The organism is Sphingobium sp., from assembly GCF_041987595.1.
Taxonomy (GTDB): Bacteria; Pseudomonadota; Alphaproteobacteria; order Sphingomonadales; family Sphingomonadaceae; genus Sphingobium.
Window position 1 is genome coordinate 1 of record NZ_JBHIWJ010000103.1, and the last position, 13,698, is coordinate 13,698.

The window sequence follows — 13,698 nt, forward strand, 5'->3', positions numbered from 1 at the left end:
GTTTCGGGGTCGAGCGCGATCACATCATTATTGCCCGCGCACAGGAAAAGGCGATTGCCCACCTTGAGCGGATTGGCCTGAAAGGCGGTGCCTTGCTTGCCGTCTGTCAGCTTGCCGGTGTGGTAGGTCCACGCCCTTTCCAGATTGCCGACATTCGCGGGCGTGATCTGCGCTAATGGCGAGTAGCGCGACCCGCCCCGGTCGTTGCCATAGGCGACCCAGTCGCCATCGGCTGCTTGTGCAGGTGCGGTGCCCCAGAGCGTGCCGGACGCCGGCGGCGAACGATCCGCCCAGAAAGCGCTGCCGACCCCGCCCATGAGGAGCAGGAGAAGAGCCGGCCACAGCGCGCGGGCGCCAGGCAGGGGGCGACCAAGCCCGACATATTGCCGATAAAAGGGGGTGAGCATGTAGAAGCCCATGGCGACGGGCATGGCCAACCGAGGCGCCAGCGCCCAGCCGTCCAGTCCTACTTCCCAGAGCGACCAGCCCAGATTGGCGATGAGAAAGGCCCAATAGAGGGTGATCGAGAGCGGCGAACGGCGCCAGCCGAGAAACGCGGTGACCGTCATGACGACGCCGGACACGCAATACCAGATCGACCCGCCGAGCAGCGCGAGCTGCCCGCCCAGCCAGAGCAGCGACAGACCTGCGAGAAGCAGAAGCAGAACGAACAGCATGTTCAGAAAGCGGCGCATCGAGCTCCCCCTCGGAATCCGGAAAGGCGTGGCAGGAATTCAGGCGGGCAATTGGGCCGCGAGCCAGTCCGGCACATTGATCCGGTAGCACTTCTGCTCATAGAGGCGGCTGATCTTCCAGCCCTGCGCGGTGCGGACGAATTCATGATGATACCAGAGACCGAAGACCAAAGTATCGGTCGTTTCGCCATTGCTTACCGTCATCGGATTGTAGCAGGCGGTTTTGGTTTTCGCGTGATCGCCCGTGATCTGATATTGGATGGTGGACACGGCATGTTGAAAGGCCAGGATCGGCGTCAGGCTTGCCGAAAGAAATTCCTTGATTTCCGCAAGGCTTCCGACGACGCCCACCATTTCGGAATAGTCGATCACCGCATCGTCGGTAAAATAGCGGTCCAGCGCGTCCCAGTCGCGTGTATCCACTGCGTAGCAATAGCCTACGATCAGGTCCTGAATTTCGAACCGGTCCGACATCTCCTGCAGGGTCAGTGTCATGGCCTCTCCTCCGTCTCACTCATTCTATAGAATCTCCGCTGGCACAGCGGAGGAGGTTCGCCGCCTTCCATTAGGTAGGTGCCGATCGCGGTGGCTATGCGGAAGAAACCACAGCCCTTGGGACCGATCCCGCGGGCCGTTTTTGATCAAGGAGACTATTATGGGCCTCGCCCCGTTCACGGAAGCCGATTTCGTCCTGTCCAAGGAGAAGCGGGCAGACATCACAGCCGGGCTGACCGAGCGGCAGGCGTTCATGGTCAATCACTGGATGGACCTGCATGAAGTCATCAATCGCGGCGATTGGGACGGAATGGACGCATTCTTCAATACCGACACGATGACCTACGACAACCCGAACCGGCCCGACCTTGGCACCTATCATGTGTGGAAGACCTCGCCGCAGGGCCTCTACAAGACCTTCCCGCCCAGCATCTATCGCACGCTGAAGGCTTGGGGCCGCGGCGAGGACGAGATCTGCGTCCTGTGTCACCATCATGGCAAGCATACCGGCGGTCCCTATATGGGTGTCCAGCCGACCGGGAACGAGTTGAACGTGCTGTGGTTCTCGTGGCTGCGATTCCGCGGCGACAAGATCGATCACATCTATTCGATCTCCGACGTGCTGACGATGCTGAAGGATCTGGAAGTCATCGACGTTCCCCAGCCCGTCGATCCCTATAAGTGACCAACAGGCCGATCCGGCGCGGCGAGGGCGCGCCGGATCGGTGAAGGGGGCTGGTCTGGAATTCGGCCGGAAAGGGAAGATAAGGGCATGAAGCGGTCTGTCGACCTCAGGATCGATGTCAGCGATGCAGCGGACCTCGGCATGGCGGCGCACATGGCGGTCACGGTCCATCTGCCGGACCTTGCGACACTGACCAACCCCATGACCGTCTGCTTCGCCTTCCCCGGCGGGGGCTATTGCCGACGCTATTTCAGTTTCGACATGCCGGATGGGTCCGGCGGCGGACAGGCGGGTTTCCATTGCGAACGCGGATGGATTTTCGTCACCTGCGACCATCTGGGATTTGGCGAGTCGACCATCGCCGAAGGCAATGCCCTCAATCTCGATAATGTCTCGGCGGCCAACGACGCCATGGTGCGCCAGGTCATGAGACGGCTGGAAGCGGGCACCCTCGTCGATGGGCTGCCCCCGGTCGTCGATGCCACATGCCTTGGCATAGGCCAATCGATGGGCGGATGCTTCACCATCGTGGCGCAGGGCAATCACGACACATTTCACGGCATCGGCGTGCTGGGCTATAGCGGCATCCATACCGTCGTGCCGACCCGGCCGGGACAGCCTCCGGCCGCATGGCCCTGGATTTCGCGCCGCTCATCGCTCGACGCGCCGCATGTCCTGAACGCGGCCGCGCTGGCGCAAGCGCCGGGCGTGACGCTGGGCGACGCCGAGGCGCTTCAGGCGGCGGCACGGGCAGGTGAGCATCCCTTTCAATGGTCTTTTCACCATGATGATGAACCTGCGGACATCGTCACGCTCGACATGATGGCGTCCGCAGGGCTGGTCGATCCGCTGCCCGAATGGCGTTCGGCGACCACGCCCCCATGCGGTGTATATATGGTCGCGCCGGGCGCGGTGGCGCTGGAAGCGGCCGCCATACGCGTGCCTGTGCTGATCGCCATGGGCGAACGCGATGTCGTGCCAGACCCTTTAGCCGAACCCAGGGCCTATAAGAGCGCGGAAGACATTCAACTCTTCGTGTGTCCCCGCATGGCGCATATGCACAATTTCGCGCCCACCCGCGTCCGCTTCTGGGAGCGCATCCATAATTGGGGCGATGGCGTGGCGGCGCAGCGCCTGCTGGGCTGAGCGGGACCCTTACCGCCGACTTTTAGAGGCTGAAGCCCCCATCGACGATCAAGGTCTGGCCGGTCATATATTGCGCCCTTTCCGAGGCCAGAAAGGCCACGGCTTCGGCGATATCCTCGCCGCTGCCGAAGCGTTGCAGGGCAATGCGTTTGCGCTGCGCTTCCCAGATTTCAGGCGAATAAAGCGATCTCAGGAAGTCGGCGCCCAAGCCGGCATCGATGATTCCCGGAGCGACCATATTCGCCCTGATGCCGTAGCGGCCTTCCTCCTTGGCGATCGCGCGGCCCAGGGCTTCCATCCCCGCCTTGGGTACGGAGGAGAGGGCGTCGCCGGGTGGGAAGCAGTAGTTCGCGACCGAAACGACGGTAACGAAATTGCCGAAGCCTTGAGCGCGGAAATGGGGAAGCGTAGCGGACACGATGCGGGTGAAGCCGACCAGTTCGATCTCGATGACTTCGCGCCATTGGTCTTCGCTGATCTCGCTGACGAAGGGTTGGGCGATTTCGACCCCGCTAGCGAAGACCATCGTGCCGATGGCGCCGAACTGCTCGACTGTCTCGCGGATGCCGGACTCTATCGAGGCGCGATCGGAAAGATCGCACGTAACGGACAGCGTCTCACAAGAACTATTTGGAAGAGACGCCGCGATCGCCAGTGCCTTTTCACTGCTGGACCGGTAGCCGATAGCGAGATGACCCCATTCGGTCGACAGCCGTCGGCAGATCGCACTGCCAAGGCCACCGGTTCCGCCGACGACGAAGGCCGCGCCCTTCATCATAACGGTAAATGAAGGGCCAGATGGTGGAGCAGGCGATCGGCAAAGGCATCATTGCGGTCGCCGGTGAACATGTGGCCGACGCCATGGGCGATCTCGACCTCCAGTTGCGGGGCCAGTGCCCGAAACTGCCTGACGCTCTCGTCCGAAACGATCTCGCTCAGTTCCGCCTTCACAAGGACAAGTGACGATTTTACGCGGCGGGCAGCGGCAATGAGCGCTTCCCCTTCCGAGGGGGGATGAAGAAATTCCGGCGCCGTCGTGCGCGGGTCCCAGTGCCAGAACAGGCGTCCATCTTCCTCGCGCATCGATTTGGCGAGGCCGGAAACGTCTGCCAGGCGGGGCTGGCCGAGGTGGGCGTGCAGCGCATCGGCAGCTTCCTCCAGTGACGCGAAACCGCAGTCGCTGGCGCGGAAGAAGCCGCGAATGTCCTCCACCCCCGTATCGACGATATAGGGCGCGACGTCGGCGAGCATGATGAGGCGCACCAGATCGGCGTGGCGCGACCCACCCACCAGCGCCGATTGCCCGCCGCGCGAAGCCCCCACCAGGGCGATCGGCCTGCCGAGGGCATGGATGATGGCTTCGACATCGCGGCCATAAGCTTCCAGCAGATAGTCGCCGTCGCTGGCCCAGCCACTGTCGCCATGGCCCCGCAGATCGAAGGTCAGGCCATAATAGCCGGCTTGCGCGACCCGCCGGGCCGACCCCGCCCAGGAGCGACGGCTTTGGCCGCCGCCATGGAAGAAGCAGACAGGCGGAGCAGCCGGGTCGCCATAGGCGTCCGCGACCATCTCCAGCCCATCACCCGGCAAGCTTATCCGCATTGGGGTCGTCATGACGGAACCGCGCATCTATTCGGCAGCAACCGGCGGCACCATTTCCGCGAATGACGGGTGTTCACCGGGACCCTTATAGGCGAATTTGCCGGGCGCGTGGTGCCACTTGCCGTCGTTGCGGCTCTCATAGGGCGAGGCGACTTCGATCAGGCAGCCATGGGTGCTCTTGTGGCCGACCCAGCTCCACTTCTGCCAGGTCATGTCCGGATCGTTGAAGGTCTGACCGCCGCCGGGCAGGTGCAGCCCTTCGGCGCGCAATTTCTCCATCGCGCCCGGCACGTCGTCGGTGGCATAGCAAAGATGATGGACATGCTCGCCGACCTTTTCGAGGCGATCGCCCATGGGCGTGCCGGGGGCCGGCTGAATGAACTGGATTTCCGTGCCGCCATTGTTGACGAACGTCGCCCACTTCATGCCCGCATCGGCACCGCTGGAAAACTCATCATATTTGACGAGACGTTCTTCCAGCGACGCCGGATCAAGCACGCGCAAGATCTTGGTCCAGTCTTCGATCGCCTTTTCCAGATTGCTGACGACCATGCATACATGGGCAAAAGGTCCGCTAGGCATTTACTTTCTCCTCATCTCTTATAGTTCCACCGTGGCCGTGCCGGAATTGACCGTGCCCCGGCCATCGACATCCAGCGAGAATTCGCAGGTGACGAGATTGCCGTCGATCGCCGCGACCCTGCCCGTCACCACCGCCCGGTCGCCGCCATAGACATTGTCCAGAAATCGCGAATCCATGGCCTTGATCCGTCCGCCAGGGAAGGCGCGCATCAGCATGTTCATCATATAGGCGACGTTGATCGGACCCTGGTTGATGACCCGGTCGCCCAGCCCCTTCGCCTTCACCACCTCGACATCGAGATGGATGGGGTTGGGATCGGCGAGAAACACGGCCCACTCCTTCATGGCTTGCGGGCTGACGCTCTCGATCGTGAAGGGCGGCAGCGCGTCTCCGATGGCGTAGCTCATGCGGTGAACTCCTTGCGGGGCAAAACCCACACATTATCGGTTTCCAGCACCTGCGTTCCATCGAGCAGGTGCAGGCGCAGGCGATAGGTCATCACATCCATGACGCCGAGCTTGCGGCTGCGCTTGCGGACGAGGCTGAGAATCTCTCCGGTCACCTTGTAGCTTTCACCGACCTTCAGCGGCGCATCGAACCGCACGCCGCTGCTGCCCATCATCGGGCCATCCTCGACATCGAATTCGCATGCCTGGCATACGCCGGCCACCGTCTTGCCCATCGCGACCTGGGTAGCGATATAATAATAGATCGGGTGCGCGCTTCCGTCCAAGGCCGGCTCTATACCGGTCGAGCGGCACAGGGCGGCATTTTCCTCGGCCGTGATGGTAAAGACCCTGGTGCCATCCAGCGAAGTGCCGGCGGCGTCGGGTGCGGGGGGAAGATCGTCAAGATCGCTCATGGCGGGTTCCTTAGAAAGAACGCGGCAGGCCGAGGCTTTCGGCAATCGTGTTGCGCACCATTTCATTGCTGATCGGCGTCATCCGCAAAATGCGGTGATCGCGCCAGTAACGCTGCATGTCGGTTTCCGCCGAATAGCCCATGCCGCCCAGTATCTGGATACCCAGATCCGCAGCCTTCACCGCATTTTCCGTGGCGACCATCTTGAGCATGTTCGCTTCGGTTCCGCATGGCATGCCGTTGCTCTGCATCCAGGCGACATTGTAAAGGAGCAGTTCCGTGAGCTTCTGCCAGGTCGCGATGTCCGCGACATAATGCTGCAAAATCTGGAAGCGGCCGATAATGCCGCCGAACGCCTTGCGTTGCAGCATATATTCCAGCGCGTCTTCCAGCACCCCGTCGATCGCGCCCAGACACTGTGCGCCGACCATGATCCGCTCATTGTTGAGCGTGGGCAGCATGGCGTACCAAGCCTGTCCAGGTTCACCCAGCACGTCTTCGTCGGGGACGAAAACATCCTCATAATGAACCTCGCACGAGCCCATGGCGCGCATGCCGAGCTTGGGCAGGAGCGAGGCGGTGATGCCGGGCGATTTGGCGTCGACGAAGAACATGGTAAGGCCATGATGCTTCTTCTCGACATTTTTGTCGGTGCGCGCGAGGACGAGCAGCCTGTCGGCGGCCTTGGCGCCGGTCGTCCACATCTTGGCGCCGTTCAGCTTCCAGCCGCCCTCGACCTTTTCGGCATGGGTCTTCATCGCGCCCAGAACATCGGTGCCGCCATCGGGCTCGGTCATCGACAGCGAGACGCGGAGCTTGCCCTGTGCCATGGGACGCAGCCAGCGATTTTTCTGCTCCTCCGTGCCGACCGCGCCGATCGTCTTCGCACCGCCGAAGGAGGTGAGGCCCCAGACCCACAGCAGGCCACCGGCCGTTCGCGCGAATTCGCGGGCGAAGATCATCTGCATCATGACGTCGCCGCCCAGCCCGTCATATTCCTCGGGGATGCCTATCCCGAAAAATCCCTGCTCGGCGATCTTGTCCCACAGCGCATAGGGATAATTTTCTTCGTCGGCCTCCAGCGCGCGCATCCAGTCCTTGGGCGCTTCCGCATCGACCCAGCGGCGGACAATGTCCCTGAACGCCTGCTGTTCCTCGGTGAGTGAAAAATCCATCGTCGTTCCCGTTAGTGGCCCTACGACTAAGCGCCTGTCGGACGCGTTGCGAACCTATCCAACTATAGGGCAGGCCGTCGGCAGAAGCTGAACAGCTGGCCCACCATCATCCCCAACTGATCGGGAATAGGCGCGTTTTCGATCGGGTCGCCTTCGCCGCCGATGGTGTTGATGGCGATGCCCAGCGGCGTCGGCCAGCCGCGCAGCGCATGAGTGATCATCCGCAGTTGCTGGAGCGTGGTGACCGCTGCCTGCCATCCTGCCGCCGTTGCCACGCAGCCCACAGGAAGGCCGTCGAAATAGCAGCGCTCGTCGCGACTCATATCCTCGACATAATCGAGCGCATTCTTCACGAAGCCGGAGATCGCGCCATGGTAACCCGGTGAGCCGATGATGACGGCATCCGCCGACCGCAGGACGTCGACATAGCGTCGCGCCGCGTCCGAACGATCCGGATTTTCAGGCGCGTAAGGCGGAAAGTCGATATCGCCACCGGCCAGCAGCGTCGTGCGCGCGCCGCGTTCCTCTGCGATGGCTAGCGCCTTGCGAAGCGCGCGCTCGGTGGAGGAATAGGCGCGCATGGTGCCGCCAATGGCGACGAAATGAAGCTGGGTCATATCAGATCGACAATCCTCCCTCGACCGGGATGATCGATCCGGTGACATAGGCGCCCGCGCGCGAGGCGAGATAGATGGCTGCCCCGGCCAGATCCTCCGGCGTGCCGACGCGGCCGCGGGGGACCATCGATTCCACCATCTTGCGCATCTCGTCGGAGGTGATGACCGTCATCTCGGATTCGAAGAAACCGGGCGCGATCACATTGGCGGTGATATTGTCGTGGCCAAGCCGCTTGGCGAGGCCCTTGGCCATCCAGTGGATCGCGCTTTTGGAGGCCTGATAGGCGTAATTTTCCTTGGGTCCCACCTTGAGCGCGCCGACCGACCCGATGTTGATGATCGATGCTGGACGTTCCGCCGTACCGCCCGCGCGGAGCAGGGGCAGGAATTTCTGGAGGGTGAAGAAGGGCGCCTTCAGGTTCAGGTCGATGACCGGATCCCATTCGCTCTCGCCATAGTCGTCGATGGGCGCGTCCGCCATCGTCCCTGCATTGTTCACGAGGACATGCACGGCCTGCTCCCGCGCGGATACCGCCGCGACCAGAGCCTCGATCCCGGCGAGCGTCGACAGGTCCGCGACGAGGCCGATGCAGTGGCCGCCCGTCGTGGCCGCAATCTCGGCCGCGGCCGCCATCACCTTGGCTTCCGTCCGGGCGCAGATATAGACCTTGGCGCCCGCAGCGGCAAAGCCGGTCGCGATATGGCGGCCGATGCCGGTCGAGCCGCCTGTGACAATGGCGACGCGGTCCTTTACCGAGAACAGTTCGGCCGCATTCATGCCTTTGCTCCCGCGGCGGCAATCTTCAGAATGAGGTCGGTCGTACCCTCGGGATCGCCCACCAGCAGGGCGTGATCGCCCGGATGGTCATGGATGGTCCAGCCCAGTTCGCGCGCCCGGTCGTGCATGGCGGTCATTACCGTGACGGCCGCCGCGATATAGTCGACGGGCTGGGTGATCGTCTCGGCACCCACGGGGATGACACAGGCGGTCGCCTTCATCGGCTGGTCCGACAGATTGTCGAGCAGCCATTTCTCCCGCGCCGGGTCCATGAGATGTGGATGCTCCTTGGCGGCCGCTCGCTGCATTTCATGTACGCCCGAACCGACCGGGCCTTCGCCCGCTTCGAGCATAGCATCCAGCGCGGCGAGTTGATCTTCGGGAACATAGCCCATGAGGGACGCGATCCGTTCCCCCGACCGGGGCACGATGGCGTCGAGATAGATGATCCTGGCGATGCGGTCGCCCACCTCAGCAATGACGCCGGGCGCGACGGTTCCGGCATAGCTGTGCGCCACCAGCACGACGTCGCGCAGATCCTCATATTTGAAGACATTGACGATGTCGCGCACGTGGGTCGCATTGCCGACATCGCGGCCGATCAGATGTTCGCGCTCGCCAAAGCCGGTGAATGTTGGGGTGTAGACCTTGTGTTCCCTGGCTTCCAGCAGTTCGCGGACATATTTCCATGTCCAGCCGCCCATGCCGCCGCCATGGAGAAGTAGGAATGTGGTCATGACGATCAGGCCTCCGCCGGTTCTGTGTTCTGGATGAATTCTGGGAACGGGTCAGGTCCCCACAGGAACATGCTGTCCTCCGGCGCATGATTGGCAGCCGGCCAGTCAACATCATGCGGGATGAAGTCTATATCGGCCGAATATTCGCTGAAACTGCCCCAGGGATCGCGCACATAATAGAAATAATTGGCGCCCAGAACATGCTGGCCCACACCCCAGTTGGGGCCATAGCCCGCCCGCGCCATGGTCGCGCCGCCCAGACCCACTTCCATCACCGACCCGACGTCCCAGCTGTTGTGATGCATGCCCCGCCGATCGGAAAGGACGAGAGCAAGCAGGTGATGGTCGCTACCATGGACGCCGTGCAGGAAGGCGACGGCCGGTTCGCTCTTGTCGGACAGGCGCAGGCCAAGCGTTTTTTCATAGAAATCGATCGCGGCATTCACGTCGGTCGTGAAGATCGCGAAATGGGAAAGGCGGCGGGGGTGGACCTTCGGCGCCTTGCTGTTGGGAATGGCGCCGGATTGGCCGGGGGCCGCACTGGTGAAGGTGAAATGGCTTTTTTCCGATGGCGTCGCCTTGTCAGCAGCGCGGACATTGATGGGCAGGCCATCAAAGCCCGCGAACCAGATGCCGTCGGTTTCGGCGCCTTCGGGCGCGTCGATGCGGGTGACGCCGCAGCTGTCGAGATGGGCGGCGAACGCGTCGACCTCATCGGGGTATATGCCGAAGCTCAGATGGCGCAGGCGCTTGGTGTCGGCGCCTTGGCTCAGCACGCCCCAGCGATGTGGATTGCCGGCGGCATATAATTCCAGCTTGCCATTCCTGTCCCGGACTTCAAGCCCGAAGAGCGTGTAGAATGTCCGCGCTGCCTCCAGATCGGGCACTTCGACCGCGAAATGATCGATGGAATGGACGCCCAAAACATTGGCGCGGCGTCCCGACGGGCTTTTCTGGTTCATCCTTCCCTCCTTGGCTGGCCGGGCGCCGACATGGGACGGCACCCGGCCTTTCGATCAGGCTGCTTTGATGGGGTTCACAAGCAGGCCGATCTTCTCGATTTCCACTTCGCACACATCGCCATCCTTCATGAACAGCGGAGGATTCCGGGCAAGGCCGATGCCCGACGGCGTTCCCATAACCAGAACGTCGCCTGCCTCCAGCGTGAAGCAGGTGGAGAGCAGGGCGACCGTGTCGACGACGTCGAACACCATGTCCGAGGTGTTCGCGCTCTGCACCACCTGACCGTTCAGGCGGGTTTCGATCTTGAGACCGGCGCCGCCCGCAGGCAGTTCGTCGGCCGTGACCAGCCAGGGGCCGAAGGCGCCGGTATCGTCAAAATTCTTGCCGACCGTCCACTGCGGCGTCTTGAGCTGATAGTCGCGGATCGAACCGTCGTTGAACACCGAATATGCGACGATATGCGACAGCGCGTCGTCCTTGCTGATATTCTTCCCGCCCTTGCCGACGACCGCGACCATTTCCGCCTCATAATCGAGTTGATCGGAACAGGGCGGTTTGATGATCGGTGCGCCATGGCCGATGAGGCTCGAATTGAAACGGCCGAACACGGTCGGAAATTCGGGCACGTCAAAGCCGCCTTCCGCCGCATGATCCTTGTAATTGAGACCAAGGCAGAGAATCTTCGGCGCCTTGACCAGCGGCGGCAGGAAGATGAGGTCTTCCACCTTCACCTCTTCGCCCTCGCGGCTCACCCTAGCGCCAGCGTCCGTCAGCGCAGTGCTTCCGCTGGCGATCAGGGCATCCAGATCATAGAGCGCAGCGTCACCGAACAGCGCCTTGACGCCCGCACCGGAGTCCACTGCCAGACCGACCGCCCCGTTCCTTGTCACCTTCGCCAACCGCATATTCAAACCTCCTGGGAAACTTTCAAACCGCTGCCTATGGCATGGGTCATCATGAAATATATTTCAAGCTATAAAATACATCTTATCGAATTGCCACATGCAGCGAAGCTGATATAGTTCTTTCGATGACGAAGAAGCTGAGCCTGACCGAGCGCGCCTATCGCCAGTTGCGCGACGATCTTCTGACGTGCCGGCTGGTGCCCGGCGCGAAGATCAACATCAAGGATATCACCGAAACCCAGGGCTTTAGCCTTGGGGCTGTCCGTGAAGCCCTGTCCCGGCTGACGTCCGAAGGCTTTGTGACGCAGGACGATGCCCGGGGATTCCGGGTGACACCGATATCGATCGGCGATCTGACCGATCTGGTCAGGGTCCGCAGCGACATTGAGGGACAATGCCTCAGGCGCGCCATTGAGAAAGGTGGCCTGGACTGGGAAACCTCCATCGTCAGTGCGGCCCATAGGCTGAGCAGGACCCCGACGCGCGACCCGCAGGAGGCGGTCCGTCTGAACGAAGATTATGCCGACGCGCATGCGGCCTTTCATCACGCCCTGGTCGCGGCGTGTGACAGTCCATGGCTGCTCAAGATGCGCAACTGGCTCTATGCCCAGTCGGAACGTTACCGCTATCTCACTGTACCTCTGGCCCGTGGCGACCGGGATCTGGTTCAGGAACATGCGCAGATCGTCGACGCGGCGCTGGCGCGGGACGCTGACCGTGCCGTGGCGCTGCTGGCGGACCATCTGATGGCTACCGCGCGGGTGCTTATCGACCCGCAAAATGCTTTGGGCGGACCTCATGCCGAACTGGCTGTTGTCGCGGATCGGGTCCTTTGATCCCATCTCAGCTCTGCCTGTTCTGACCGGTCCCACCGCCGCTGGCAGGCATCAGCATATTGCTCATGCCGCCATCGACCAGCAGGTCGACGCCGCTGATATGGCCAGCATGAGGGCCGATCAGAAACAGGATCGCCTGAGCGACATCCTCGGCCACGCCTAATTTGCGCAGGGGGATATTGGCTTCCCGCTGGTCGCGCCGCGACTGGTCCTTATATCCCGCAGCGGTCATCGGCGTGTAAGTGGGGCCGGGCGACACCGTATTGCACCGGATGCCGTCCGGACCCCATTCGATGCTGAGCTGACGGATCATCATCAGCAGCGCGGCTTTGCTGGAGGAATAGAAGCCGAGCGCGGGCGTGGGCTGGGTGGCCGACATGGATGCAGTCGCGACGAAGGCGCCCCTGCTTTCTTTGAGATGCGGATGGGCAGCCTTTCCCAGCAGCCAGGACGAGCGGGTGTTGATGGCGAAGATGCGGTCGAAATCGCTGATCGGCAGTTCGGCCAGTGCGCCGCCCATGATGACGCCAGCATTGCTGATGACGGCGTCGATCCCGTCCATATGGGTGAGCGCGGCAGCCACGATCCTGTCGCCGCAATCCGGTTCGGCGAGATCGACCACGCAGGTCGCAGCGGCGGGGCCGACCGCATCGGCCACGACCTGCAGATTGGCCGCATCGCGATCCGCGAGCAGCATCTGATGTTCGCCCGGTATCACGGACCCGGCCGCCAGCAGTTCGGCGCAGGCCCTGCCGATGCCGCTTGCAGCACCCGTAATGATCACCCGCATGTCACTCTCCCTACATAGATCCATGGCGTCGATGCGCAGTGTTTCAGTCCTTCAGGCCCAGTTCGTCCATCAACGCACCGCGCAGTTTGAACTTTTGGATCTTCGATGCCGACATCGGCCATTCGTCGATGAAACGTATATGGCGCGGGACCTTGAAGGAAGCGAGGCGCTGGCGGGTATAGGTGATGAGTTCCTCCGCCTCGACTTCGACATCGCCTTCGCGTTCGACATAGGCGGCGGGGATTTCCGCCAGCCGCTCGTCCGGCAGCCCGACCACCTGCGCCAGACGGACCGCCGGATGGGTCGCCAGCACCGCCTCGACTTCGGCCGCGGCAACATTTTCCCCGCCCACTTTCAACATATCCTTGAACCGGCCGTGGAACATGACATGGCCATGTTCGTCGATCGAGCCGATGTCGGCGCTGTGATACCAGCCGTCGGCGTCCAGCGCCTGCGCCGTCTTTTCAGGATCCTTGTAATAGCCGTCGAACAGATTGTAGCCGCGAATGAGAATTTCGCCGCGCTCGTCCACGCCCTTTTCCTCGCCGGTCTCGGGATCGACGATCTTCATCTCTATACCGGCCAGGGGGAAGCCGAGCTTCCTGAAGCCCATTTCCGGGTCCATCGTATAGCCGCCGGTGGTGACGATGCCGGCCGCCTCGGTCATGCCCATGGTCCCGACCTGAAGCATGTTGGGCGCCTTCTCCCGATAGGCCTGACCCACGCGATCCGGCATGAAGGCGAAGCAGCTGTTTTGCAGGCGCACCGACGACATGTCGGTCCTGGCCCAATCGGGATGGGTGATCATGGCCTGATGGAAGGTGACGAAG

Annotated in this window: 17 protein-coding genes and 1 pseudogene; 3 read left to right on the forward strand and 15 right to left on the reverse strand. The window is 62.3% G+C overall.

Annotated features, from left to right (window positions below; all coding sequences use genetic code 11):
- Together ACFC3J_RS18790 and ACFC3J_RS18795 are read right to left on the reverse strand one after the other, a co-directional pair.
- Positions 1–695, reverse strand: a pseudogene (locus ACFC3J_RS18790) (membrane-bound PQQ-dependent dehydrogenase, glucose/quinate/shikimate family); the annotation flags it as partial.
- 39 nt (positions 696–734) lie between these two features.
- Positions 735–1,190: a nuclear transport factor 2 family protein gene (locus ACFC3J_RS18795; RefSeq protein ID WP_279729296.1), complete on the reverse strand. Its 456-nt coding sequence runs from the start codon at positions 1,188–1,190 to the stop codon at positions 735–737.
- A 160-nt stretch (positions 1,191–1,350) separates the two neighbouring features.
- Here ACFC3J_RS18795 and ACFC3J_RS18800 point away from each other — a divergent pair, with 160 nt between their 5' ends.
- Positions 1,351–1,875 (forward strand): ester cyclase, encoded by a 525-nt coding sequence (locus ACFC3J_RS18800; protein ID WP_375197602.1) that lies wholly within the window; start codon positions 1,351–1,353, stop codon positions 1,873–1,875.
- A gap of 87 nt (positions 1,876–1,962) precedes the next feature.
- Positions 1,963–3,021 (forward strand): hypothetical protein, encoded by a 1,059-nt coding sequence (locus tag ACFC3J_RS18805; protein ID WP_375197603.1) that lies wholly within the window; start codon positions 1,963–1,965, stop codon positions 3,019–3,021.
- A gap of 22 nt (positions 3,022–3,043) precedes the next feature.
- Here the strand turns inward: ACFC3J_RS18805 and ACFC3J_RS18810 are convergent, their stop codons facing one another.
- The 11 genes from ACFC3J_RS18810 to ACFC3J_RS18860 all read right to left on the reverse strand — a co-directional run bounded on the left by ACFC3J_RS18810 (position 3,044) and on the right by ACFC3J_RS18860 (position 11,242).
- Positions 3,044–3,799, reverse strand: coding sequence for an SDR family NAD(P)-dependent oxidoreductase (locus ACFC3J_RS18810; RefSeq protein WP_375197604.1), 756 nt, complete (start codon positions 3,797–3,799; stop codon positions 3,044–3,046).
- Positions 3,796–4,623 carry an alpha/beta fold hydrolase gene (locus ACFC3J_RS18815; protein ID WP_375197605.1) on the reverse strand — a complete coding sequence of 276 codons (828 nt, stop codon included), beginning with the start codon at positions 4,621–4,623 and terminating at the stop codon, positions 3,796–3,798. The genes ACFC3J_RS18810 and ACFC3J_RS18815 overlap by 4 nt, the downstream gene beginning before the upstream one ends.
- 27 nt (positions 4,624–4,650) lie before the next feature.
- On the reverse strand, positions 4,651–5,205 hold the full coding sequence (locus ACFC3J_RS18820; protein WP_375197606.1) for a VOC family protein: 555 nt from the start codon (positions 5,203–5,205) through the stop codon (positions 4,651–4,653).
- A gap of 18 nt (positions 5,206–5,223) precedes the next feature.
- Positions 5,224–5,613, reverse strand: coding sequence for a MaoC family dehydratase (locus ACFC3J_RS18825; RefSeq protein ID WP_375197607.1), 390 nt, complete (start codon positions 5,611–5,613; stop codon positions 5,224–5,226).
- Complete coding sequence (locus ACFC3J_RS18830; RefSeq protein ID WP_375197608.1) at positions 5,610–6,068, reverse strand: hypothetical protein; 459 nt, start codon at positions 6,066–6,068, stop codon at positions 5,610–5,612. Before ACFC3J_RS18830 ends, ACFC3J_RS18825 begins: the two co-directional genes overlap by 4 nt.
- Before the next feature lie 10 nt (positions 6,069–6,078).
- On the reverse strand, positions 6,079–7,242 hold the full coding sequence (locus ACFC3J_RS18835; protein WP_066563004.1) for an acyl-CoA dehydrogenase family protein: 1,164 nt from the start codon (positions 7,240–7,242) through the stop codon (positions 6,079–6,081).
- Between the two features lie 62 nt (positions 7,243–7,304).
- Positions 7,305–7,859, reverse strand: coding sequence for an NADPH-dependent FMN reductase (locus tag ACFC3J_RS18840; RefSeq protein ID WP_375197609.1), 555 nt, complete (start codon positions 7,857–7,859; stop codon positions 7,305–7,307).
- 1 nt (position 7,860) lies between these two features.
- Positions 7,861–8,637, reverse strand: coding sequence for an SDR family oxidoreductase (locus ACFC3J_RS18845; RefSeq protein ID WP_375197610.1), 777 nt, complete (start codon positions 8,635–8,637; stop codon positions 7,861–7,863).
- Positions 8,634–9,374 carry an alpha/beta fold hydrolase gene (locus ACFC3J_RS18850; protein WP_375197611.1) on the reverse strand — a complete coding sequence of 247 codons (741 nt, stop codon included), beginning with the start codon at positions 9,372–9,374 and terminating at the stop codon, positions 8,634–8,636. The genes ACFC3J_RS18845 and ACFC3J_RS18850 overlap by 4 nt, the downstream gene beginning before the upstream one ends.
- A 5-nt stretch (positions 9,375–9,379) precedes the next feature.
- On the reverse strand, positions 9,380–10,336 hold the full coding sequence (locus ACFC3J_RS18855) for a VOC family protein (protein WP_375197612.1): 957 nt from the start codon (positions 10,334–10,336) through the stop codon (positions 9,380–9,382).
- Between the two features lie 54 nt (positions 10,337–10,390).
- Complete coding sequence (locus ACFC3J_RS18860; protein WP_375197613.1) at positions 10,391–11,242, reverse strand: fumarylacetoacetate hydrolase family protein; 852 nt, start codon at positions 11,240–11,242, stop codon at positions 10,391–10,393.
- 125 nt (positions 11,243–11,367) lie between these two features.
- Between ACFC3J_RS18860 and ACFC3J_RS18865 the strand changes: the two genes are divergently transcribed.
- A complete protein-coding gene (locus ACFC3J_RS18865) occupies positions 11,368–12,078 on the forward strand; it encodes a GntR family transcriptional regulator (protein ID WP_375197614.1) in 711 nt (236 codons plus the stop codon).
- A 7-nt stretch (positions 12,079–12,085) separates the two neighbouring features.
- Here the strand turns inward: ACFC3J_RS18865 and ACFC3J_RS18870 are convergent, their stop codons facing one another.
- A complete protein-coding gene (locus ACFC3J_RS18870) occupies positions 12,086–12,868 on the reverse strand; it encodes an SDR family NAD(P)-dependent oxidoreductase (protein ID WP_102999846.1) in 783 nt (260 codons plus the stop codon).
- Between the two features lie 43 nt (positions 12,869–12,911).
- Positions 12,912–13,698: class I adenylate-forming enzyme family protein (locus ACFC3J_RS18875; RefSeq protein WP_375197615.1), on the reverse strand; the 787-nt coding region annotated here is incomplete at its 5' end.